This window comes from Nonomuraea mesophila (genome assembly GCF_004352805.1).
Classification (GTDB): Bacteria; Actinomycetota; Actinomycetes; order Streptosporangiales; family Streptosporangiaceae; genus Nonomuraea; species Nonomuraea longispora.
In genome coordinates, this window is the sequence record NZ_SMLD01000060.1 from 1 (window position 1) to 21982 (window position 21982).

The window sequence follows — 21982 nt, forward strand, 5'->3', positions numbered from 1 at the left end:
GGACTGACGCGGCGCCGGCCCGCCCGTGGGCGGGCTGCTCATCCGCGGCAACATCCGGTGCGCGTCGACGGCCGCCACCAGCATCGCGGTGGCGTCGGCGGGACGGTCGGCCGGCTCGCGGGCCGTCGCGTGGGCCACCAGCGTGTCGATCAGCGGCGGCACGTCATGGACGAACGACGACGGCGCGGGCACGGTGTCGTGGACGTGCCGGTAGGCCACTGACATCGGCGTCTCGCCGTCGTAGGGCTGCTGCCCGGTCACCAGCTCGAACAGCATGATGCCGGCGGCGTAGACGTCGCTGCGCACGTCGGCGCCGCCCGTGGTGACCTGCTCGGGCGACATGTAGCCGATCGTGCCGATCATCACGCCGGTGCGGGTCTGGTTGGTCGCCTCGATGGCTCTGGCCAGGCCGAAGTCGACGACCTTGACCCGGCCGTCGTCGGTCATGAGCACGTTCTCCGGCTTGACGTCGCGGTGGACCAGGCCCGCCTGGTGGGCCGCGCCGAGCGCGGCCAGCACCGGGATCATGATCTCGAGCGCCTCGCGGGCAGGCAGCCTGCCGCGGTCGCGCAGGATGTCGCGCAGGGTCCGGCCGGGCACGTGTTCCATCGATAGGTAGACCACGTCGGTGTCGGTGCCCTGGTCGAAAACGTGCACAATGTTGGGGTGGGAGAGACTGGCCACCGACTTGGCCTCGCCGATGAACCTCCGGACGAACGCCGGGTCCTCGGCGAGTGAGCGGTGCATGACCTTCAGCGCCACCGTCCGGTCGAGCCGGATGTCCAGCGCGAGGTAGACGGTCGCCATACCGCCCCGGGCGATCCGGCTCTCGATGCGATAGCGCCCATCGAGGAGCCGCCCGACCAGGGGGTCCGCAGTCGTCGTGTCCACCCCGCTGAGTTTACGGGCGTTTTGCCACTGACAGGGCCCGGCCGCCCGAAACCGATGCGGAGACGTTCTCGTTCGCCCGTCCCCGTTCCGGGAGAAGCGGACATAGCCCCACCCGCGTCACGCCCTTACCGCCCGGCCGCACACCCTTGCCCATAGGCCTGTACGGCGCCCGGCGCCGCGCCGGTCCCCTTCGGAGCGGCCCGTTCCCGTCGCCGGAAGCGGCCCGGGCGTGTCGCCCGGCCCCACCCTTCCCCATGGCGAGGCACCACGCTCAGGACCCAAGTCGCGATCTGTCCGGGCACGGAGCCGGGCGGGCGCGACGGGGCGGCCCGCCCGGCTCGGTGAACCGAGCGTTACGGGGTCATCGGGGACGACGCTTCGGCGTAGCGGCGCCGGGGGATGCGCCCCGCCTGGCGGGCCAGGCGCCCGGCCGTCACGGCGTCCCTCATGGCCGCCGCCATGAGGTCGGGCCGCTGCGCCCGGGTGACCGCCGTGGCCAGCAGGACGGCGTCGCAGCCGAGCTCCATCGCCAGTGCCGCGTCGCTGGCCGTGCCGATGCCCGCGTCGAGGATGACCGGTACGGACGCGGCCTCCACGATCAGTTCGATGTTGTGCGGGTTGCGGATGCCCAGCCCGGACCCGATCGGCGCGCCCAGGGGCATGACGGCCGCGCAGCCCGCCTGCTCCAGGCGCCGCGCCAGCGCCGGGTCGTCGCCGATGTACGGCAGCACCACGAACCCGTCGGCCACCAGCCGCTCGGCCGCGTCGAACGTCTCGATGGGGTCGGGCAGCAGCGTCCGCTCGTCGGCGATGACCTCCAGCTTGACCCACGGCGTGCCGAGCGCCTCCCTGGCCAGCCGCGCCGTCAGCACGGCGTCGCCGGCGGTGAAGCAGCCCGCGGTGTTGGGCAGGACGCGGATGTCCCGCTTGCGCAGCACGTCGAGGACGGAGCCGCGGGACTCCGGGTCGAGCCGCCGCATGGCGACCGTGGTCAGCTCGGTGCCCGACGCGGCCAGCGCCTGGTCGAGCACCTCGAGGGAGGGGGCGCCGCCGGTGCCCATGATGAGCCGGGAGGAGAACTTCTGCCCGGCGATGATCAGATCATCCACCTTGCACCGCCGTCAGAACCTCCACGCGGTCGCTGTCGCTGAGCGCCGTCGTCTCCCAGGCGCTGCGCGTGACCACCTCGTCGTTGACGGCCACGGCCACGCCGGTGGTGGACGTGGTCAGCGTGCTCACGGCCTGCGCCACGGTCGTGCCGTCGGTCACCTCGTGCGCGGCTCCGTTGATCATCACAATCATGAAATATCCCGAAACCTTTCTGGCGAGCACAGCGCCGCCAGCTCGCCCTCTTCACCCAGCAGGATCACCGTCGTCAGCGGGGCCAGCAGGACGCCGCCCCGATGATGCCCGGTCGCCAGCGTGAGCCCGGGTGTGCCGCTCGGGCCGATGACGGGCAGGTTGTCCGGAGTCCCCGGCCGCAGCCCGGCCACCACATCGGAGACCTCCAGCTCGGTGACGCCCGGCACCAGCTCTCTGGCGTCACGCAGCAGTTCGTAGAGCCCGCCCGCCGTCACCCTGGTGTCGAACCCCAGCTCCTCCTGGGTGGCGCCGACGACCAGCTCGCCGTCGCCCCGGGGGACCAGGTAGACGGACGAGCCGTGCACGGTGCCGCGTACGCACCGGCCGAGCAGCGGCTGCGAGGAGCGCAACCGCATGATCTGCCCCTTCACCGGCCGCACCGGCACGCCGGCCAGCGCGGCGCTCCATGCCCCGGCCGCCAGGATCACCCGCTCCGCCCGCAGCACACCGCCATCGGCCACCCCGGGGGCCTGGACGTCCGGTGGCGTCAGGCGTACCCCTGTGACCGTGCCGTCGTCGCGCAGGAGCTCGCTCACGCGCGCCCGCACCAGGGGGACGCCCAGCCGGTCGAGGGCGGTGAGCAGGGCCGCCGTCACGCGGCGCGGATCCACCCAGGCGTCCCCGGGCGCCAGCAGGCCGCCGCGCACGGCGGGGGCCAGCATGGGCTCGAGGCGCCGGCACTCGCGGCCGGTCAGCCGTTCGACCGGCAGCTCCAGCTTCTCCATGAACGCGGCCAGCTCGTCCAGCGCCGCCAGGTCGTCGGCGCCGAACGCGACGTCCAGCGTGCCGTCCGTACGGAAGTCGAGGGCGTCCGCCCCCGCGAGCCCGGCGTCCACGGCCAGCTCGGCGGCGAAGGACGGCCAGCGGCGCAGCGCCGCCAGGCCCAGCCGCAGCAGCGGCGCCTCGGTGTAGGTCACCTCGCTGACCGGGGCCAGCATCCCCGCGGCCGCGTGGGAGGCCCCGGAGGCGGGCGCCGGGTCGGCCACCGTGACCGGCCGCCCGGAGCGGGCCAGCCGCCAGGCGATCGACAGCCCGACGATCCCTCCGCCTGCGATCACGTCCACATGCGCTCCCTTCGCCGGCATGACCCGGATCAGGTGTCTTGCGGTCGAAGGCCCGGTCAAGCCTTCCTCTCAGCCCGGTAACGGCCGGACTCCCGCGCGTCTATCCCTCACCAGCCTACGGCCTCGGTGTCACGTCCCGGCACGGCCCCCGTTATGGTCATCAACGTGAACCACGTCGTCGTCGTCGGAGCGGGCCTGGCCGGTGTGCGCACCGTGGAGGCGCTGCGCTCGCGGGGCTTCACCGGCCGCGTCACCATGCTCGGCAGGGAACGCCATCGCCCCTACGACCGCCCGCCCCTGTCCAAAGCCGTGTTGTCCGGGGAGGCCGACGACAGCTACATCGGCACCGACCTGGCCGCGCTCGGCGTCGACTTCCAGCCGGGCGTCAGCGCCAAGTCGCTGCGCGCCGGGGTCGTGGAGACGACCGAGGGCGAGCTGGGCTACGACGGCCTGGTCATCGCCACCGGAGCCGACCCCATCAGGCTCCCCGGCGACGGCCCCCAGCAGGTGCTGCGCACCCTCGACGACGCCCACGAGCTCAGGGCGATGCTCGTCCCCGGTGCCCGCGTCGCGATCATCGGCGCCGGGTGGATCGGCGCCGAGGTGGCCACCGCCGCCCGCCGGGCCGGATGCGCGGTGACGGTGGTCGAGGCCGGCCCCGCGCCGCTCGCCACCGCCGTCGGGGCCGAGATCGGCGCGCGCACCGAGCGGTGGTACGACGGCATCGACCTGCGGCTCGGCGCCATGGTCGACTCCGTGGACGAGGGCGGCGTACGACTGGTGGGCGGCGCGTTCGTCGACGCCCACGTGGTCGTCACCGGCATCGGCGTGCGCCCCGCCGTCGAGTGGCTCGCCGACGCCGACATCGACCTGCACAACGGCGTCGTCACCGACGAGCACCTGCGCGCCTCGCTGCCCGGCGTCGTCGCCGTCGGCGACTGCGCCGCCTGGTGGTCGCGCCGCTGGCAGACCCGGCTCCGCGTCGAACACTGGGACTCCGCGCTCAACGCACCGGACGTCGCCGCCGCGACCCTGCTCGGCGAGGACGCCGTCTACGACCCCGTGCCGTACTTCTGGTCGGAGCAGTTCGGGCACATGGTGCAGTACGCCGGCCATCACCCGGCAGGCGAACGCCTCCTCTACCGCGGCGACCCAGAGGGTAAATGGTCGGCCGTCTGGCTCACCGCCGACGACGCCCTGGCCGCCGTGCTGGCCGTCGATCGGCCGCGAGATCTCGTACAGGGGCGCAGAATCATCGCCTCCGGCCAACGCCTCGATGCCAAACGCCTGGTAGATCCCGAAGTGTCCCTACGAGATTGTGTTGTTTGAGCAAGCGCGCCATGTGGTAGTTGTGGTTTCGTGACACTTTCTGTTGCACAGATCGACCGGGAGACCGAGCAGCTCGTGGACGAGTGGCTCACGCTCCCCGAAGTGGCCTCACGCCTCGACCTTCCGCTGGGGCGGGCCAAGCAACTCCTCAAGGACCACAAGCTGCTCGGCGTACGCAGGGGCAGCGGCGGGCCACAGGTGCCCGCGGTGTTCCTCGACGGAAAAGACGTGATGAAGGGCCTGCCCGGCACGCTGACCGTGTTGCAGGACGCCGGCTACGACGACGTCGAGGCGCTGCGCTGGCTCTTCACCCCGGACGAGTCCCTGCCGGGGTCGCCCATCGAGGCGATCCGGGCCGGCCGTCACACAGAGGTCAAGCGGCGTGCCCAAGCCCTCGCTTTCTGAGGCCCGCCTCTATCTCTGCACCGACGGCCGCCGCGACCGCGGCGACCTGGCAGAGTTCCTCGACTCCGTGCTGGCCGGCGGCGTGGACATCATCCAGCTGCGGGAGAAGGGCTTGGAGGCCCGCGAAGAACTCGCGCTCCTCGAGATCTTCCGCGACGCCTGCGACCGGCACGGCAAGCTGCTGGCCGTCAACGACCGGGCGGACATCGCCTACGCCGCCCGCCCCGACGTGCTCCACCTGGGGCAGGACGACCTTCCCGTGACGGTCGCGCGAGAGATACTCGGCGACGACATCGTCATCGGACGGTCCACCCACTCCGCTGCCGAGGCGTCCGCCGCGGCCGTGGAGCAGGGCGTCGACTACTTCTGCTGCGGCCCCATCCTGCCCACTCCGACCAAACCCGGCCGCCCGGCTCCCGGCCCGCCGCTGCTGCGGCACGCGGCGGCGCTCGGCACCGCGCGGCCGTGGTTCGGGATCGGCGGCATCGACCTCGCCAACCTGGACGAGATCATGTCGTACGGGGTGAGCCGGGTGGTCGTCGTGCGCGCCATCACCGACGCGGACGATCCAGGGGCGGCGGCGGCCGAGTTCGCCAAACGCCTGGCTGCCTCCTGACCGACCCCTTTCCGGCCGTCCTACGGAGGCGCCCCCACCCGGGCGCCTCCCTCCTGCGGTTCCGCGCGGCGGATCAGGCTTCCTGCGGTTCCGCGCGGCGGATCAGGCTTCCTGCGGTTCCGCGCGGCGTACCCGGCCTCCGGTGGATCCGCGCGGCGAACCCGGCGCGGCGGCCCTCGGCGCACATCGGGTCCGGCGGCGGGAACGGGCGGGGCCGTCTCAGGTCTTGCGGGACGTGGCCGCGATGGCCAGCTCGGTCAGCGCCGAACGGGCTTCGGCGGTCACCGGGGACGCGTCGAGGGCGGACAGCGCCTGGCTCAGGTAGTCGCCGATCAGGTCCTCGCACTCCCGCAGCGCCCCGGTGTCGGTGATGATGCCCCGCAGCGTCGCGACCCCGGACTCGTCCAGCTCAGGGTCGCCGAGCAGCCGCCGGACGGTCTGCGCGGCCCCCGGGGACGCCGCCGCCAGCGTGCGGGCCACGAGCATCGTCCGCTTGCCCTCGCGCAGGTCGTCTCCCGCCGGCTTGCCCGTCTGCGCCGGGTCGCCGAACACCCCGAGGATGTCGTCCCTCAGCTGGAAGGCGATCCCGACGCGAGTGCCGTAGCCGGTGCACAGCTCGTCCATCCACGGCGCGCGCTTGCCGCCGGCGAGCACCATCCCGAGCCTGAGCGGCTGCTCCACCGAGTATTTGCCGCTCTTGAACAGCGCCACCCGCAGCGCCGACTCGAACGTGTTCTCCCCGTTGGCCTGCTCCAGCAGGTCGAGGTACTGGCCGCACATCAGCTCGGTGCGCATGTGGTCGTGCACGGGCTGGGCCGCCTCCAGGGACGCGGCCGGCAGGCCGCTCGTACGCCACATCTCGCCCGACCAGATGAGCAGCAGGTTGCCGAGCAGGATCGCCGCCCCCTCGCCGAACTGCTGCGCCGACCCGTGCCAGCGGGACTGCTCGTGCATGGCCTCGAAACGGCGGTGGGCGGCCGGCATGCCCCTGCGCATGTCGCTCTTGTCCATCACGTCGTCGTGCACGAGCGCGCTGGCCTGCAGCAGCTCCAGCGAGGCGGCGGCGGTGAAGATCTCGGGGACGTCGATGCCGCCCGCGCCGAACCAGCCCCAGTAGCAGAACGCCGGGCGCAGCCGCTTGCCGCCGGACAGCAGCTCGTCGGCGGCCCTGCGCAGCGGCGCGAAGGCGGCGTCGCCCCCGGCCGGCAACCTGCGTTCGACGAACTCGGCGAGGGAGCGCTCCACCTGCGGGCGCAGGACGTCCATGCGGGCGGCGTCAGTGGTCATGACACTGAGACTAGTGGCCGGAAGCGGGCGTACGGATCTCCAGGTGCCCCCTTCGGGCTGCTGCTTCACCTGGCGTCACTGTAGCCTGGTGACCATGGCGCTTGGTCGACCTTCCTTCTTTCCCGAACGTGTCCCCACCGTCCGCGACTTGCTCGCCGATGGCGGGCGGTCGTTCTCCTTCGAGTTCTTCCCGCCGAAGACCGACGAGGGAGAGCGGTTGTTGTGGCGGGCGATCAGGGAGCTCGAGTCGTTGCGGCCCACGTTCGTGTCGGTGACCTACGGTGCGGGCGGCTCCACGCGCGACCGTACGGTCGACATCGTGGAGCGCATCGCGCGCGACACGACGCTGACCCCCGTGGCGCACTTCACCGCGGTCGACCACTCCGTCCGGGAGCTGCGCCACCTCGTGGGGCGCTTCGCCGACGCGGGGGTGCGCAACATCCTGGCCGTGCGCGGAGACCCTCCCGGCGACCCGACGGCCGAGTGGGTGCCGCACCCCGAGGGCGTGCTCTACGCGGAAGACCTGGTGCGGCTGATCAGGCAGGCGGGCGACTTCTGCGTCGGCGTGGCCGCGTTCCCCTACAAACACCCGCGCTCGCCGTCCATCGAGTCCGACACCGACTACTTCGTCCGCAAGTGCCGGGCAGGCGCTGACTACGCCATCACGCAGATGTTCTTCGAGGCCGACGACTACCTGCGGCTGCGTGACCGGGTGGCGGCCAAGGGGTGCGACACGCCGATCATCCCGTGCATCATGCCGGTGACGCAGATGAGCACCATCGCCCGCTCGGAGCAGCTGTCGGGGGCGCCGTTCCCGCCCCGCCTGGCCGCGCGCTTCGAGGAGGTCAAGGACGATCCCGCCGCGGTGCGGAGGCTCGGCATCGAGCACGGGGCCGAGCTGTGCCAGCGGCTGCTCGACGAGGGCGCGCCGGGGATCCACTTCATCACCTTCAACCGCTCCAGCGCCACGCGCGAGGTGTTCCAGCGCCTGTCCGGGATGCGCCTGTCCGCCTGACGCGGCGCGTCGCGGTTCTCCACCGGGTGTGGTGCTGCGTCGCGGCTGGCCGCTGGTGTGGTGATGTGTCGTGGTTCTCGGCCTTGCGCGGTGCTGTCGCGGGCTGTCCCGCCTGGCGCGGCGCCCGTCGTGGTCCTCCGCCGGGCGTGGGTGTCCGCGCCGTTCGGCGCCCATCCGTTACGGCACAGCCGGCGGCACGCCACCCGCCGACCGGGGTCGGCCGCTTCCAGGGAGACGCCCGCTGACCCGCACGGGGCGGGCCGCCGTCACGGCGCGATGCCGGCCGGAGACGTGGTTCGAGGCGTGGGCCGGCCGCACTGGGGCCATGGGGAAGGCCCGCCACCCGCCCGCAGGGGGACCGGGCGGGTGACGGGCGCGGGCGGTAGCCGTTGAGTAAAGGATCGGTTACTTTCTGTCATGGATGATGCCCTCGGCCATGCGCGGTAAACCCACAGGTCACGTCGTCATCAAGGATTTTGCTGCACCGGGGGCTTAGGGGCCGTGGCGGGCGGTTGTGCGGATCGTCAGGGGAGGGGCAGGGGACGGCCCGCGATCGCGTACTCCTCGTAGCCGCCGGGGAAGACGAACCTCGACAGCAGGTCGGTGAAGCCCATGCTCGCGTAGAGGTGGCGGGCGGCCGTCGGCTGGTCGTGGGTGGACAGGACGGCGGAGCGTTCTGGACGGCCCGCGCACAGGGTCCTGATCATGCTGCGGCCGATGCCCTTGCCCTGGTAGTCGGGGTGGACGTGGATCTCGGCCAGCTCGAAGGCGAAGCCCAGCCAGGCGTTGGCCGTCTCCGGGCCCAGTTCGTCCTGCAGGGCCCGGAGAACCACGTCATGCCACCATTGCCCCGGCGCACCCCGGAATCCGTACGCGAAGCCCACGGTTTGGGGTTCGGAAGTGGGTAGCTGTGGGGATGAATCACGCAATTCAGCGAAATAACACCGAAAATGGGGATATGTCCCATGGTTTCGCATGATGGTCTTGCGGCCGGCGACCTGGTCCGCGGGCGGGTTCATCGCGGCCGTGTAGATGGAGATCACCGTCTCAAGCCGTTCGGTGAACCCGGCGGGACCGACCCCGCGAAACTCGATCACCCGTCGCACACTACTCGACGTCCGCGGGGGTGCCCCCGGTGATGCGCACCAACTCGTCGAACGTGGTCGGGAACACGGTCAGCGGGTGCCCGCCGGCGGCCCAGACCACCTCGTGCTTGCTCAGCCAGGTGTCCACCAGCGTCGGCACGGGCGCCGGGTGCCCCACCGGCGCGACGCCGCCGATGGGCTGGCCGGTGGCGGCCCTGACGAACTCCGGCGTCGCCCGGCGTACCCGGGAGACGCCCGCCGTGCGGGCGATCAGCTCGACGTCCACCCGGTGCGCGCCGCTCGTCAGCACGAGCAGCGGCCCGCCGTCTGCGTCGAAGATCAGGCTGTTGGCGATGGCCCCGACCTCGCACCCAAGCTGGGCCGCGGCGGTCGCGGCCGTGGGGGCCTTCTCCGGCAGGACGACGATCTCGCCGCTCGCCCCGAGTTGGCGAAGCGCTGATTCCACAATGACTGCATTGGCGGGCAACTTCTCAGACATGGACACACTCTAAACAGGATGAAGGCTTGATTACCGAATCATGGTGAGTGGTGTAAGGTCCACTGATCCGTTCGTTACTCGGGTGAGAGGTGGTACACGTGGGGGCTCGACGGCTACCCGGGGTAGCTGCTCTCCTGACGGCGGGCGCCGTCATCGTCTCGGGCTGCGGCACGCAGGCGCCGCAACGTACGCACGCGTCGTCACCAGTGCTGACGCCGACGACCACCACGACCCCCACGGCGACTTCCACGGTGGGCGCGCAGGGCGCCCCCGCCGCCGCCGTGCCCGCCGCGACGGTCGCCGCGCCGCGCAGGACGCTCAAGCTCGGCGCGAAGGGCAAGGCCGTCACCTGGATGCAGGAGCGCCTGACCGGGCTGGGCTACCGCCCCGGCAAGGCGGACGGGAAATACGGCGGCACGACGCTGGCCGCCGTGTGGGCGTTCCAGAAGGTCAACGGCATCAAGCCGACCAGCACCATCGCCAGGCGCACCTGGGAGGCGCTGGAGACCCCGAAGACCCCGAGGGTGCTGGCAAGGAACGGCAAGCCGACCCGCGCCGAGGTCGACCTGACGAGGCAGGTCATGGTCATGTACGTCAAGGGTGAGGCCAAGCTCATCACCCACGTGTCGTCCGGCAGTGGCATCGCCTACTGCGAGACGGCCGTGTGGCAGGGCAAACGGCAGCGCTTCTGCGGCTCGGCCACGACGCCGACCGGCAACTACAGGACGACGTGGCGCGCGAGCGGGTGGCACAAGTCCTACCTGGGCCAGCTGTACAACCCGATCTTCTTCAACGGCGGCATCGCCTTCCACGGGGCGCTGTCCGTGCCGCTCCACCCGGCCTCGCACGGCTGCGTGCGCATGCCGATGAACGTCGCCGAGGAGCTTCCCGGCATGCTCGGCAAGGGTGTGCCGGTGCACGTGCGGGGCAAGTTCAAGCGCGCGTGATCCCTGCGCTCGGGTGAGCGGCGGCTCAGCGGGCGGGCTCCACGCCTGCCCGCGCCGCGCGCCGGCCGGCCGAGCTCGCCATCGCCATCCCCACCGCCTGTGCCAGCCCTGCCACGAGCACGATGAGCGGTGTGGCCGCCTGCCAGCCCGGCACCCCCGCGGAGAAGTCAGGGGTGTCATACAGCCCCGCCAGGGCGAGTACGGGGTTCGCCAAAGCGACGAAGAACACGAGCGAGTACGGGACGATGAGGACGCCCGAGAGCACCATGATCACTGTGCGGCCGCGGGAACGCCGCCGCAGCAGCACGCCCATGACCAGGTAGACCACCGCCACGAGCCCCATGAACAGGGCGATCCACACGGTCAGCCGCCAGAGGTCGGTGCCCAGCGCCGTCATCTCGCCTGCGGCGGGCGGGTCGCCCTCCCACTCGGGGCCGGTGACCTCCGCCCGCACACCCGCCTTGATGGCCGCGTAGTTGACGGCCGCGTACACCGGTGCCAAAAGCGGCCCGAGCGCCAGCAGGACCAGATCGGTGGACCGCCGCCGGTGGCCGTCCTCTGCCATGCGCACTCCTCTTCCGCCTCGGCGGTGGACCGCCCCCAGAAGCCGTGTGCGCGATGCTAGTCGAGTGATCGCAGCCCTGCCAGCGCGACGTCGGCGGCCCGGCGCGCGGTGTCCCAGATCTGCTCCAGGGACCGGTTCTTCTCCAGATTGGCGATCACCGCCAGCTTCACCGACCCGAACAGCGCGCCCACCGCGGCGGACGCCTCGATCAGGCTCAGCTCGTCGGAGTAGGCCTCGTGCAGCGCCCGCGCCACCTCGAGCTGGGTGTCGAACAGCACCATCAGCGCCCGAGCCTGCAGCGTCGGCTCCGTCAGGATGAGCCGCAGCCGCAGCTCGGCGTCCTCGAAGGTGAGCTCCTCCTGCGCGCTCGACCAGGCGAGTGAGCTGTCGACGATACGGAGCAGCAGGTCGGCGGGTGTCATCCCGGGCTCCCTGCGCAGCAACGACAGCACCAGTTCCATGCGCTCGTCCGTGTCGTAGAAGACCACGTCCTCCTTGCTCGCGAAGTAGCTGAAGAACGTGCGCGTCGACACGTCGGCCCCCGCGGCGATCTCCGCCAGCGTGGTCTCCTCGAAGCCCTTCTCGCCGAACAACCGAATCGCGGACTCGATCAGCGCCCGGCGTGTGCGCCTCTTCTTGCGCTCCCGCAACCCCACCATGCCGGAACTCTACTGCATGCCATTACGATTTTCACTGGTTGCAATTTTGCATTCAATGAGGTTTTCTGGACATGTCGCTCGGAAAGGAGCAAAGACATGTCCGACCTCACCCTGCCCATGACGAGGCAGCGCCCGTTCGACCCGCCGGACGAGGTCGCGGAGCTGCGGCAGCGGGCTCCGATGCACCGCCTGACGTACGCCGACGGCCATGTCGGCTGGCTGGTGACCGGCCACGCGGAGGCCCGCGCCGTACTGGCCCACCCGGGCTTCAGCAATGCGCCGGAGAAGAAGCACCCGCCGATCGCCTCCATGGTCGACCTGGTCGAGGAGCGCAGCAAGGGGATGCCGCGGGGCTTCTTCCTGCCTACGGACCCGCCCGAGCACACGCGCTACCGCAAGCTGCTGACCGGTCAGTTCACCGTGCGCAGGATGAAGGCGCTGGAGCCGAGGATCCACGAGATCACGAACGCCTGCCTGGATGAGATGGAGGCCGCCGGCGGGCCCGTGGACCTCGTCGAGGCGTTCGCGCTGCCGATCCCGTCGCTGGTCATCTGCGAGCTGCTCGGGGTTCCGTACGAGGACCGCGGCCAGTTCCAGGAGGACTCCAAGATCCTGGTCAACCTGGAGACCAAGGCCGACAACGTGACGGCGGCGCTGGGCCGGATCGCGGCCTATCTGCACGGGCTCATCCAGCGCAAGCACGAGAAGCCGGCCGACGACCTGCTGAGCGGGCTCACCGAGGGCGGGGAGCTCGACGACGAGGAACTGACGGGGGTCGCGCTGCTGCTGCTGATCGCCGGGCACGAGACGACCGCCAACATGCTGGGGCTGGGGACGTACGCGCTGCTCACCAACCCCGACCAGCTCGCCGCCATGCGCGACGACCCGTCGGTGGTGGACAACGGCGTCGAGGAACTGCTGCGCTACCTGTCCATCATCCACCTCGGCCCCTTCAGGGTCGCGACGGAGGACGTCGAGATCGCGGGCAACCTCATCAAGGAGGGGGAGGCGGTCGGCTTGCACCTGCCTGTCGCCAACCGCGACCCGTCGCGCTACCCCGGCGGCGACCGCCTCGACCTCACCCGGCCGGCCGGGGGCCACATGAGCTTCGGCCACGGCATCCACCAGTGCCTCGGCCAGCAGCTCGCCCGGGCGGAGATGCGCATCGCCTACCCTGCGCTGCTGCGGCGCCTGCCTGGCCTACGCTTGGCGGTAACGCCCGAGGAGGTGCCGATGCGCTCGGACATGACCATCTATGGAGTGCACCGCCTCCCTGTCACTTGGTAGGTCATCATGAAGATCAAGGCAGATACCACGGTGTGCATCGGTGCCGGCATGTGCGCGCTGACGTTGCCGGAGGTGTTCGACCAGAGCGAGGACGAGGGCACGGTGGTGCTGTTGCGTGAGACGGCGCCCGAAGGCCAGGAGGAGGCCGTGCGCCGTGCCGTGACCCTCTGCCCGTCAGGGGCGATCTCCGCCTCTTGACGGGCGTCTGACAGCCTCCTGGCCGCCTCGGCGCCCTTTCCACGGCCCTGAGCCGCCGCCGCGTGCCCATCTGCGGCGGCGGCGGTCTCTCGTGCGCGAGCCTTTTCTGACGAGGTCCTTCCGCGAGCCCTTGCCGCAAGCCCTCCACGGGTCCTACGTGAGCCCTTCCGTGAGCCCTTCCGTGAGCCCTTCCGTGAGCCCTTCCGTGAGCCCTTCCGCGGGTCCTCCCGGGAGGTCCTTCCCGCGGGTGCTTCCAGTGGGCCCTTCTGTGTGGCCCTTCTGTGTGGCCCTTCTGTGCGGGTACTTCCGTATGAATCCTTCTGTGTGGGCTCTTGTGCGGGTCCGGCGCCACGCGGCCCTTTTCGTCCATGGTCATCGAACCTGTGTTCGTGGATTCGGTTGACACCGAACGTGATCGAAATTATGTTCGATCCAGTGACGGTGAGGCTCGCGGCTCGGCGTCACCTGGGCCTGGTCGCGGGTGGTTCGCTTCCCCAAGCGATCCCCGCGGCCAGGCTCCACGGGCGAAGGGCACGTCCTCGTCGTCGGCGGAGACGAACGGGCGTGTCCTGGCCGGACGGGGAGAGGGGAAGCTCCTCGTCCGGCCGGCCCGGCGGAAATGTCGGTGGCATCTGCGAATATTGACTCCACCGGCGGAACGCCGGCCGCCTGCCCACGACTCCGAAGGAGGCGCGCACAATGGCACCACGGCCTAGAGAAACGCCCGGGCCCCGGCTGTCGGCTGCGGTTCGGGCACACCTGACCGATTCACGTTCCTGCCTGGCGGAGGCGAGCGGCGCCCGCACCCCGGCATCCCGCTATGTGGCCGCCCACCTCGCCGCCCTCAGGGCCGCGGCGGCGATCCTGGCCGCCCGTCCACAACCCATGGAGGGCCGCAGGCGCCGTCTGCGCAGCGCGTGGGAGTTGCTCCCCGAGGCCGAGCCCCACCTGGCCGAGTGGGCCGCCTACTTCGCGGCCAGCGCCGCCAAGCGGGCCGCCGCCGAGGCCGGCATGGTCCGCAAGATCAGCGCGGCCGACGCCGACGAGATCATGGCCGAGGCGGAGACCTTCGTCTGCACCATCGAAGACCTGCTCGGCCTCCCCGGCCAGCCGCAGCTTCCCGCGGACGTCCCGCTGGCAGGCTGATCCCTCACCCGGGCTCCGGCCTCCCGGTCGCGCCGTCGACCGGTCTCTCAATGCTGCACCGGACTGTTCGCGCCCGAGCCCTGTCCGGCGACGTGGCGGAGTTCCGCACGCCCGCGCAACCTCCACCGGCTTCTTCCGCGCCGCCGTGGTCTCTGCCGGTTGTTCCGTGCCCATGCGACTTCTGCCGGTTCTTCGGCGCGGCGCGATCTCTGCCGGGTTCTCCGGCTTCTTCGCCCAGGGCCTCACCGCCGGGACTTCTCTGGGTGGTTCCAGCCGGCCCTGAGGGGCGTGGGCTCGGCTTTCCTGCCGTACGGCTCGGCTGTTCGACATACGGGTCGACCGAGGTTCCCGCTGCCTCAAGGCTGGTCGCCCAGGCGGCTGCCGCGTCCCGTGCCGGAATTGTTACGCGTGTTGCGGCACGTCCCGGTCAGTGGCGAGGTCGCCCAGGGCGGCACTGCCGTTGCGGGCCGGGTGCGGCCAGGTGGAGCGGTGGGGTCCGGGGGAAGGCCGATGGGCTCGCCGGAAAGCGGCGAGCCCACATGCCTCGGACGGGTGGCCTCGAAACGAGCAATCCCGGAGGAGCCGGCCTCAGAACGACTCGACGGCCCGGCGAGCCTCGGCGTCGAGAACGCCCCAGCTGATGAGCTCCTCGGTCAGCTCACTGGGCGACTTGTCGTAGATCACGGCCAGGGAGCGCAGATCCTCCTGGCGGATCGACAACACCTTGCCGTTGTAGTCGCCGCGCTGGCTCTGGATCGTCGCGGCGTAACGGGCCAGCGCGCCCGCCTTCTCCTTCGGCAGAGTCGCCAGGCGCTCCAGATCGATCACAAGCTTGGGTGTCGGCCCGAGCGGGCTGGGGGCGGCGCCGCCCGGCAGCAACTCGGAGACGGGCACCCCGTAGAAGTCGGCAAGTTCGGCAAGTTTCTGTACGGTCACAGCCCGGTCGCCGCGCTCATAAGAGCCCACGACTACGGCTTTCCACCTGCCACGCGACTTCTCTTCGACTCCATGCAGGGACAGGCCCTGCTGGGTGCGGATGGCGCGGAGTCGTGCACCCAGCGACTTTGCGTACTCAGACGGCATCGTGTGGCCCCCCGGCTCTCGTATGTATCGCTCTCAGTAGATTGTGCTCCCTTGCGGCGTATGGCCCGGCCACCGGGGGGTCTGGTGCCATGCTCGGCACCATCGGTAGCCACGGCCGGGGTTTACCCCGGTAACGCCGCGCAGTGCGGTTACGCACAGTGACGGTAAAGGGGTGGACGCCCCAGGTCAAGCTGATTGGAAAAAAGATGCCGAATCCGGTCCGTTAGGAATCGCCACAAGCGTCCCTGATGTCACAGTAATGTCCGTACTTCGTCATAGTTTGACGAGGGAGCGTGCCCACTCACGTCTGGCGAGTGAGCACCATGACAGGACATGTCGCGGCCTTGACGATCTTTATGGACGTGTCGCCGAGGAAGACCCGTCTGAGTGGCCCGGTGGCGCTGGAAGCGCATATGATCATCTCGCCGGCGAGCCACGAGGCAGCGCCGAGCGCCTGGGCCACACTCCGGCCCTCCAGCACCTCGGCCTCCACGGACAACCTCCGCCGGTGCCCCCGTGCGGCCGTCCGCAGGTCGGCCGCGGCCTGGTCGCGCAGGCGTACGAGCATCTCCTCCTCGACCCGCGCCCGCCTGCCGCTGCTGACCACCAGCGTGACCAGCCGCAGGGCCACGCCGAGCCGCGCGGCCGCCCTGGCCGCGTCCTTGACCGCCGCGTCGCCGCCGGGGCCGCGCCGGTAGGCGACGGTGAGGCGCTCGAAGGCCGCGGGAGGTTGTTCGCCGTATCCGCGGGGAGCGAGCAGGACGGGAACGGAGGAGGAGTGCAGCAACTGGTCGGCCGTGCTGCCCAGGGTGATGCGGCCCCTGCGGCCGCGCGGGGCCGAGCCGATCACCACGACGTCCGCGCCGCGCTTACGGGCCAGCTCCACCAGGCCGCGCCCGCTGCCCCTGTGCGTGTGCTTGACGTACTCGGCGTCCTCTCCCGCCAGCCCGCGGGCCTGCGCGAGCGCCGCGGACGCCTGCTCGGCGAGGTAGGCGCGCCAGGCGGTCTCCTCCGCCCTGGCGGGTCCTGGCGGCGACCAGACGGGCGGCAGCACGGTCGCCACCGTCAGGCGCCCGCCCGCCTGCTCCTTGAGCAGGACGGCCAGCGCGAGCCCGTCCCTGCCACGCGACCCGGGCGTGTATCCGGCCAGCACGTTCTCCAGCTTCATTCAGCCCACCTCGGCATTCAGCCGCGAATGGCGATAGCCGTACAGGAAGTAGCAGGCCAGGCCCACCAGCATCCACAGCGCGAACGCCAGCCAGGTGACCCCCGCGAGCCCCGCCATGACGAGCAGGCAGAAGATCGCGCCGAGCACCGGCGTGACGGGGAAGAACGGCACGCGGAAGCTGCGCGGTATCCCGGGGCTGCGATAGCGGAGCACGAGCACGCCGACGTTCACGATGGCGAAGGCGAACAGCGTGCCGATGCTGGTCGCCTCCGCGAGCTGCCCCAGCGGTATGAGCCCGGCCAGCACCGAGATGAACAGGGCGACGATGAAGGTGTTGGCGACGGGAACCTGGCGGCGCGGGTCGACCTTCTGGAACACGCGCGGGATGAGCCCGTCGCGCGACATCGCGAACAGGATGCGGGTCTGGCCGTACATGACGGTGATCACGACGCTGGCGATGGCGATGACCGCGCCGAAGGAGACGATCAGGCCGGGCCAGGTGGCGCCCATGGCCAGGTCGGCGATGTAGGCCAGGCTGGCCTCGGTGCTTTCGGGGTCGAACTCCGTCCACGGCATCGCGCCGACGGCGGCCAGGGCGACGAGCACGTAGACGAGCGTGACGATACCCAGGGAGAGGACGATGGCGAGGGGCAGGTCACGCTTGGGGTTCTTGGCCTCCTCGCCGGCGGTCGAGGCGGCGTCGAAGCCGATGTAGGAGAAGAACACCTGGGAGGCTGCGGCGGTGATGCCGGCCACCCCCATCGGGGCGAGGGGCGCGAGGTTGCCCGACCTGAACGCGGTGAACGCCACCGCGCAGAAGAACAGCAGAACAGCGATCTTGATCAGTACGAACACCGCGTTGGCCCTGGCGCTCTCCGACGCCCCGTGGAGCAGCAGCCAGGTGGCCAGCAGGACGATGAGGATCGCGGTGACGTTGACCACGCCGCCGTCCTGGCCGGGGGAGCGGGTGATGGCATCGGGCAGGGTGAAGCCGGCCAGCGACCGCAGGAACGAGTTCAGATATTCGCCCCAGCCCACGGACACCGCCGCCACGGAGACGGCGTACTCCAGCATCAGGCACCAGCCGCAGACCCAGGCCACCAGCTCGCCCAGCGTCGCGTACGCGTACGAGTAGGACGAGCCGGACACCGGGATCGTCCCGGCCAGCTCGGCGTACGACAGGGCGGAGAGCAGCGCGGTGAAGGCCGCCAGCAGGAACGACAGCACCACCGCCGGCCCCGCCTTGGGCACCGCCTGCCCGAGGATCACGAAGATGCCGGTGCCCAGCGTGGCTCCCACGCTGAACAGCGTGAGCTGCCAGAGCGACATCGTGCGCCGCAGCTCACCGCCCTCGCCCCGTCCACCCTCGGCAATGATGCGTTCGGTCGGCTTGGTACGCAAGAGCCGTTGGGCCAGTGCCATCCGACACCCCCTACAGCGTGCTCGTCAGCGGCCACCTGCCGTTGGGTGTGACGATCGTGCCCGCTGAGCCGTCGAGTATGCGTTCGGCCTGGTCAAGCTTCCCGATGGCGGCCATGTCGCCGGTGTTCTCGACGAAGCGGCACACGGCGTCGACCTTCGGCCCCATCGACCCGGCGGGGAACTCCATGGTCCGCAGCTCGTGCGGCGTGGTGTGGGCGATCTCCGTCTCCTGCGGCGTGCCGAAGCCGCGCATCACGCGGGGCACGTCGGTGAGGATCAGGAACGCGTCGCATTCGAGCGACTCGGCCAGCAGCGCGGCGGTGAGGTCCTTGTCCACGACCGCCTCGACGCCGATCAGCCGGCCGGACTCGTCGCGGACGACGGGGATGCCGCCGCCGCCCGCGCAGATGACGACCACGCCCTCGCGGATCATCTTGCGGATCAGCCGGGTCTCGACGATGCGCCGCGGCGTGGGGGAGGGCACGACCCGCCGCCAGTGCGGGCCGTCCTGCGCGACGGTCCAGCCGTACTCGGCGGCCAGCTTCTCGGCCTCCTCCTGGTCGTAGACCCGGCCGACGAACTTGGCCGGCTGCTCGAAGGCGGGGTCGACGGCCGTCACCAGCGTCTGCGTGACCATGGAGAGGACCTGCCGGCCCGGCAGCGCGTTCTGCAGGTTCTGCTGCATCCAGTAGCCGATCATGCCCTGCGTCTGCGCGACGAGCGTGTCGAGCGGGTACGGCCTGCTCAGGTCGGGGTCCGCGCTGCTCTCCACCGCCAGCATGCCGACCTGCGGGCCGTTCCCGTGGGTGATGACGAGTTCGTGCTCGACGGCCAGCCGGGCGAGCGTCTTGACGGCCGTGCGCACGTTGGCGAGCTGGACGTCGGCGTCGGCCTTCTGGCCGCGTTCCAGTACGGCGTTGCCGCCCAGAGCGACGATGACCCGCATCTCGTCCTCCTAGACCGCGTCCCGCTCGAGCGGGCAGCTCATGCAGCGGGGCCCGCCCCGGCCCCGGCCGAGCTCACTGCCCCTGATGGTGATCACTTCGATGCCGTTGTCGCGCAGGAAGTTGTTGGTGGTGGTGTTGCGCTCGTAGGCGACGACCACGCCGGGCTCCAGCGCCAGCCCGTTGCAGCCGTCGTCCCACTGCTCCCGCTCGGCGGCGTACACGTCCTGGGTGGGGGTCAGCACCTTGATGTCGTCCAGGTCGAGGGCGCGGGCGATGGCCCGGTGCATGTCCTCCGGCGGGTGGTCGGTGACCTTCAGCTCCTTGGGGGTGTCGCCGGGCTCGATCGTGTACGAGCGCAGCATCCCGAGCCCCGCGTACTTGCTGAACACCCCCACGTCCAGCATCGTCATCACCGTGTCGAGGTGCATGACCGCCCGCGCCTTCGGCATGTCGAGCGCCACGATGCTGCGCGCCGAGCCGGCTCTGAACAGCCGCTGCGCCAGCATCTCGACCGCCTGCGGCCGGGTGCGCTCGCTGATCCCGATCAGCACCGCGCCGTTGCCGATCACGAGGACGTCGCCGCCTTCGAGGGTGGCGGGCGCCACCGCCTGGCCGGGCATCCAGCAGTGGTAGCCGCCCCGGCCGGGCCGGTCGAAGCCGCCGGCGAACGTCGGGTGGAACATGTAGACGGCCTCCATGTTGACCGTCTCGCGCATGCGGGCCTTCTTGCGCATGGCGTTGATCGACACGCCGTCGTAGATCCAGCAGGACGTGTCGCGGGTGAACAGGTGGTTGGGCAGCGGCGGCAGGATGAAGCCGTCGCCGGGCGTGGTGTGGAAGGTGACCGACTTGGGTGCGCAGCCCATGGCGATCAGCTCGTCCTTGGTGATGCCGCCCGTCAGGTAGAGCTGCAGCGTGGCGGCGTCCATGCCGTCGAGGGTGTTGCGGATGTCGTCGATGGCGGCCGGGCCGAGCCAGCGTTCGTCGATGACCGCGTCGAGGATGTGCTTGCGCGCCTCGGGGATGTCGACGGTCTCGCGCAGCAGGTCGGCCAGCTCGTACACCTTGATGCCGCGGCCGGTGAGCACCTGCCGGAACTCCTCGTGCTCCTCCATCGCGCGCTGGACCCACAGCACGTCGTCGAAGAGGAACGCGTCCTTGGTGGTGGGGGTCAGCCTCTTGAGCGCCAGGTCGGGCTTGTGGAGGAGGACCTGGCGCAGCCGCCCGACCTCCGAATCGACATGAAAGGTCATCTTCGCTCTATCCCCCCCAAAAGCCGGACATGAACGGTCGTCCGTCAAGCCCTCCCAGACCTGCCCGCGCGGAAACGCGCCACACGGCGGAAGGCGGGAGATCTACCCGATCTCGAGGCGGGCGTGGGGCGCACGAACCCGGGAATGCCGGTCACCCCCTGTAGGGGAGCCGTCGCGGCGTTCCGGAAGGGTGCTCGCGTTGTGGCTGGTAGCCCCTGGTACTGTGTCTCCCGACCAACACCCTTTAAGACCCGTCCCGTGAGGCGGGAAAGGTGGTGAGATTCGTCATGTCCGATTCCCGTGCCGTGCTGGAGGCCCCCGACATCCACCGGGCGCTGACCAGGATCGCGCACGAAATCCTCGAACGGACCAAAGGCGCCGACGATGTCGTCCTCCTCGGCATCCCGACCCGCGGCGCGACGCTGGCCCGCCGGCTCGGCGACCGCGTCGAGCAGTTCGAAGGCGTCAAGATCCCCGTCGGCTCGATCGACATCACGATGTACCGCGACGACCTGCGGCTCAAGCCCGCCCGGCCGCTCGGCCACACCGAGCTGCCGCCCGACGGCATCGACGGCAAGGTCGTGGTCCTCGTCGACGACGTGCTCTACTCCGGCCGCACCGTGCGGGCCGCGCTCGACGCGCTCAACGACCTCGGCAGGCCCACCGCCGTGCAGCTCGCCACGCTGGTCGACCGCGGCCACCGCGAGCTGCCCATCCGCGCCGACTACGTCGGCAAGAACCTGCCGACCGCCAAGAGCGAGAAGGTCAAGGTCTACCTGCAGGAGACCGACGGGCGCGACGCCGTCGTGCTGATGAAGGGAGGCGCCAGGTGAAAGGGCATCTGATCTCCGCCGGTGACCTCACCAAGGACGACGCGCTGCTCATCCTCGACACCGCCGAGGAACTGGCGAGTGTCTCGGAACGTTCCATCAAGAAGCTGCCCACGCTGCGCGGGCGCACGGTCGTCAACCTCTTCTTCGAGGACTCGACCCGCACGCGCATCTCGTTCGAGGCGGCGGCCAAGCGGCTGTCCGCCGATGTGATCAACTTCTCGGCCAAGGGGTCGAGCGTGTCCAAGGGCGAGTCGCTCAAGGACACCGCCCTCACCCTGGAGGCCATGGGGGCCGACGCGGTCGTCATCCGCCACGGTTCGTCGGGCGCGCCGCACCGCCTGGCCAACTGGGTGCACGGCAGCGTCGTCAACGCCGGCGACGGCACCCACGAGCACCCGACGCAGGCGCTGCTCGACGCCTTCTCCATGCGGCGCCGCCTGGGCGCGCTCGAAGGGCGAAAGATCACCATCGTCGGCGACGTGCTGCACAGCCGGGTCGCCCGTTCCAACGTGCTGCTGCTCGGCACGCTCGGCGCCGAGGTCACGCTGGTGGCGCCGCCCACCCTGCTGCCCGTCTCCGTCGGCACCTGGCCGTGCGAGGTCTCCTACGACCTCGACGCGGTGCTGCCGAAGTCCGACGTGGTGATGATGCTGCGGGTGCAGAAGGAGCGCATGAACGCCGCGTACTTCCCGAGCGAGCGCGAATACTCGCGCCGCTACGGGCTCGACCGCGACCGCTTCGCCAAGATGCCGGACGACGCGATCGTGATGCATCCCGGGCCGATGAACCGGGGCATGGAAATCGCCGCGGAGGTGGCCGACTCGGCGCGCTCGACGATCGTGGAGCAGGTCGCCAACGGCGTCACCATCCGCATGGCCGTCCTCTACCTGCTGCTCGGGGGAGAGACCACGTGACAGAGCG

Annotated in this window: 24 protein-coding genes and 1 riboswitch; of the genes, 10 read left to right on the plus strand and 14 right to left on the minus strand. The window is 70.7% G+C overall.

What is annotated here, in order from left to right:
• From E1295_RS22705 to thiO, 4 genes are all read right to left on the minus strand, one after another.
• The coding region (locus E1295_RS22705) for a protein kinase domain-containing protein (protein ID WP_132632388.1) at nucleotides 1-891 on the minus strand (891 nt) is incomplete at its 3' end.
• A gap of 353 nt (nucleotides 892-1244) precedes the next feature.
• Nucleotides 1245-2000 carry a thiazole synthase gene (locus E1295_RS22710; RefSeq protein ID WP_132632390.1) on the minus strand — a complete coding sequence of 252 codons (756 nt, stop codon included), beginning with the start codon at nucleotides 1998-2000 and terminating at the stop codon, nucleotides 1245-1247.
• Nucleotides 1993-2193 carry a sulfur carrier protein ThiS gene (gene thiS, locus E1295_RS22715; protein ID WP_132632392.1) on the minus strand — a complete coding sequence of 67 codons (201 nt, stop codon included), beginning with the start codon at nucleotides 2191-2193 and terminating at the stop codon, nucleotides 1993-1995. The genes E1295_RS22710 and thiS overlap by 8 nt, the downstream gene beginning before the upstream one ends.
• Nucleotides 2190-3338 (minus strand): glycine oxidase ThiO, encoded by a 1149-nt coding sequence (gene thiO / locus E1295_RS22720; RefSeq protein WP_166427365.1) that lies wholly within the window; start codon nucleotides 3336-3338, stop codon nucleotides 2190-2192. Before thiO ends, thiS begins: the two co-directional genes overlap by 4 nt.
• A riboswitch (TPP riboswitch) is annotated at nucleotides 3307-3423 on the minus strand. It overlaps the preceding gene by 32 nt.
• A 59-nt stretch (nucleotides 3424-3482) precedes the next feature.
• Here thiO and E1295_RS22725 point away from each other — a divergent pair.
• The 3 genes from E1295_RS22725 to thiE are packed head-to-tail and all read left to right on the plus strand — an operon-like array spanning nucleotide 3483 to nucleotide 5667.
• Nucleotides 3483-4646, plus strand: coding sequence for an NAD(P)/FAD-dependent oxidoreductase (locus E1295_RS22725; protein WP_132632396.1), 1164 nt, complete (start codon nucleotides 3483-3485; stop codon nucleotides 4644-4646).
• Between the two features lie 30 nt (nucleotides 4647-4676).
• On the plus strand, nucleotides 4677-5051 hold the full coding sequence (locus E1295_RS22730; RefSeq protein ID WP_132632398.1) for an Rv2175c family DNA-binding protein: 375 nt from the start codon (nucleotides 4677-4679) through the stop codon (nucleotides 5049-5051).
• The gene (gene thiE, locus E1295_RS22735; RefSeq protein WP_132632400.1) at nucleotides 5029-5667 is read left to right on the plus strand and encodes a thiamine phosphate synthase; all 639 of its coding nucleotides are present in this window, start codon (nucleotides 5029-5031) and stop codon (nucleotides 5665-5667) included. The genes E1295_RS22730 and thiE overlap by 23 nt, the downstream gene beginning before the upstream one ends.
• A gap of 219 nt (nucleotides 5668-5886) precedes the next feature.
• Here thiE and E1295_RS22740 read toward each other — a convergent pair whose 3' ends face one another.
• Nucleotides 5887-6954 carry a polyprenyl synthetase family protein gene (locus E1295_RS22740; RefSeq protein ID WP_132632402.1) on the minus strand — a complete coding sequence of 356 codons (1068 nt, stop codon included), beginning with the start codon at nucleotides 6952-6954 and terminating at the stop codon, nucleotides 5887-5889.
• Between the two features lie 94 nt (nucleotides 6955-7048).
• On the opposite strand from E1295_RS22740, the gene metF reads away from it, so the two are divergent.
• The gene (gene metF / locus E1295_RS22745) at nucleotides 7049-7969 is read left to right on the plus strand and encodes a methylenetetrahydrofolate reductase [NAD(P)H] (RefSeq protein ID WP_132632404.1); all 921 of its coding nucleotides are present in this window, start codon (nucleotides 7049-7051) and stop codon (nucleotides 7967-7969) included.
• 524 nt (nucleotides 7970-8493) lie between these two features.
• Here metF and E1295_RS51070 read toward each other — a convergent pair.
• Both E1295_RS51070 and E1295_RS22755 read right to left on the minus strand, forming a co-directional pair.
• A complete protein-coding gene (locus E1295_RS51070; protein ID WP_246080239.1) occupies nucleotides 8494-8802 on the minus strand; it encodes a GNAT family N-acetyltransferase in 309 nt (102 codons plus the stop codon).
• A 274-nt stretch (nucleotides 8803-9076) separates the two neighbouring features.
• Nucleotides 9077-9553: a YbaK/EbsC family protein gene (locus E1295_RS22755; protein WP_132632408.1), complete on the minus strand. Its 477-nt coding sequence runs from the start codon at nucleotides 9551-9553 to the stop codon at nucleotides 9077-9079.
• Between the two features lie 98 nt (nucleotides 9554-9651).
• Between E1295_RS22755 and E1295_RS22760 the strand changes: the two genes are divergently transcribed.
• Entirely contained in the window at nucleotides 9652-10500 is an 849-nt protein-coding gene (locus E1295_RS22760; RefSeq protein ID WP_132632410.1) for a L,D-transpeptidase family protein, read from the plus strand.
• Nucleotides 10501-10525: 25 nt separating this feature from the next.
• Here the strand turns inward: E1295_RS22760 and E1295_RS22765 are convergent, their stop codons facing one another.
• Nucleotides 10526-11065: an ABC transporter permease gene (locus tag E1295_RS22765; protein WP_132632412.1), complete on the minus strand. Its 540-nt coding sequence runs from the start codon at nucleotides 11063-11065 to the stop codon at nucleotides 10526-10528.
• Nucleotides 11066-11121: 56 nt separating this feature from the next.
• Nucleotides 11122-11724, minus strand: a complete 603-nt coding sequence (locus E1295_RS22770; protein WP_132632414.1) for a TetR/AcrR family transcriptional regulator — start codon at nucleotides 11722-11724, stop codon at nucleotides 11122-11124.
• 96 nt (nucleotides 11725-11820) lie between these two features.
• On the opposite strand from E1295_RS22770, the gene E1295_RS22775 reads away from it, so the two are divergent.
• The 3 genes from E1295_RS22775 to E1295_RS22785 all read left to right on the plus strand — a co-directional run bounded on the left by E1295_RS22775 (nucleotide 11821) and on the right by E1295_RS22785 (nucleotide 14355).
• Nucleotides 11821-13011 carry a cytochrome P450 gene (locus E1295_RS22775; protein WP_132632416.1) on the plus strand — a complete coding sequence of 397 codons (1191 nt, stop codon included), beginning with the start codon at nucleotides 11821-11823 and terminating at the stop codon, nucleotides 13009-13011.
• A 6-nt stretch (nucleotides 13012-13017) separates the two neighbouring features.
• Nucleotides 13018-13209 (plus strand): ferredoxin, encoded by a 192-nt coding sequence (locus tag E1295_RS22780; RefSeq protein WP_132341154.1) that lies wholly within the window; start codon nucleotides 13018-13020, stop codon nucleotides 13207-13209.
• A 699-nt stretch (nucleotides 13210-13908) separates the two neighbouring features.
• Nucleotides 13909-14355 (plus strand): SAV_6107 family HEPN domain-containing protein, encoded by a 447-nt coding sequence (locus E1295_RS22785; RefSeq protein WP_132632418.1) that lies wholly within the window; start codon nucleotides 13909-13911, stop codon nucleotides 14353-14355.
• A 588-nt stretch (nucleotides 14356-14943) separates the two neighbouring features.
• On the opposite strand, the gene bldD is transcribed toward E1295_RS22785, so the two are convergent.
• The 5 genes from bldD to E1295_RS22810 form a co-directional block, all read right to left on the minus strand.
• Entirely contained in the window at nucleotides 14944-15438 is a 495-nt protein-coding gene (gene bldD, locus E1295_RS22790; RefSeq protein ID WP_026214021.1) for a transcriptional regulator BldD, read from the minus strand.
• A gap of 301 nt (nucleotides 15439-15739) precedes the next feature.
• Complete coding sequence (locus E1295_RS22795; RefSeq protein ID WP_132632420.1) at nucleotides 15740-16606, minus strand: universal stress protein; 867 nt, start codon at nucleotides 16604-16606, stop codon at nucleotides 15740-15742.
• Entirely contained in the window at nucleotides 16607-18028 is a 1422-nt protein-coding gene (locus E1295_RS22800) for an amino acid permease (protein WP_132632422.1), read from the minus strand.
• A 10-nt stretch (nucleotides 18029-18038) separates the two neighbouring features.
• Nucleotides 18039-18974, minus strand: a complete 936-nt coding sequence (gene arcC, locus E1295_RS22805) for a carbamate kinase (RefSeq protein WP_132632424.1) — start codon at nucleotides 18972-18974, stop codon at nucleotides 18039-18041.
• Between the two features lie 9 nt (nucleotides 18975-18983).
• Nucleotides 18984-20228 (minus strand): arginine deiminase, encoded by a 1245-nt coding sequence (locus tag E1295_RS22810; protein WP_132632426.1) that lies wholly within the window; start codon nucleotides 20226-20228, stop codon nucleotides 18984-18986.
• A 287-nt stretch (nucleotides 20229-20515) separates the two neighbouring features.
• Between E1295_RS22810 and pyrR the strand changes: the two genes are divergently transcribed.
• Nucleotides 20516-21061 carry a bifunctional pyr operon transcriptional regulator/uracil phosphoribosyltransferase PyrR gene (gene pyrR / locus E1295_RS22815; protein WP_132632428.1) on the plus strand — a complete coding sequence of 182 codons (546 nt, stop codon included), beginning with the start codon at nucleotides 20516-20518 and terminating at the stop codon, nucleotides 21059-21061.
• Entirely contained in the window at nucleotides 21058-21975 is a 918-nt protein-coding gene (locus E1295_RS22820) for an aspartate carbamoyltransferase catalytic subunit (RefSeq protein WP_132632430.1), read from the plus strand. The genes pyrR and E1295_RS22820 overlap by 4 nt, the downstream gene beginning before the upstream one ends.
• Nucleotides 21976-21982 lie beyond the last annotated feature (7 nt).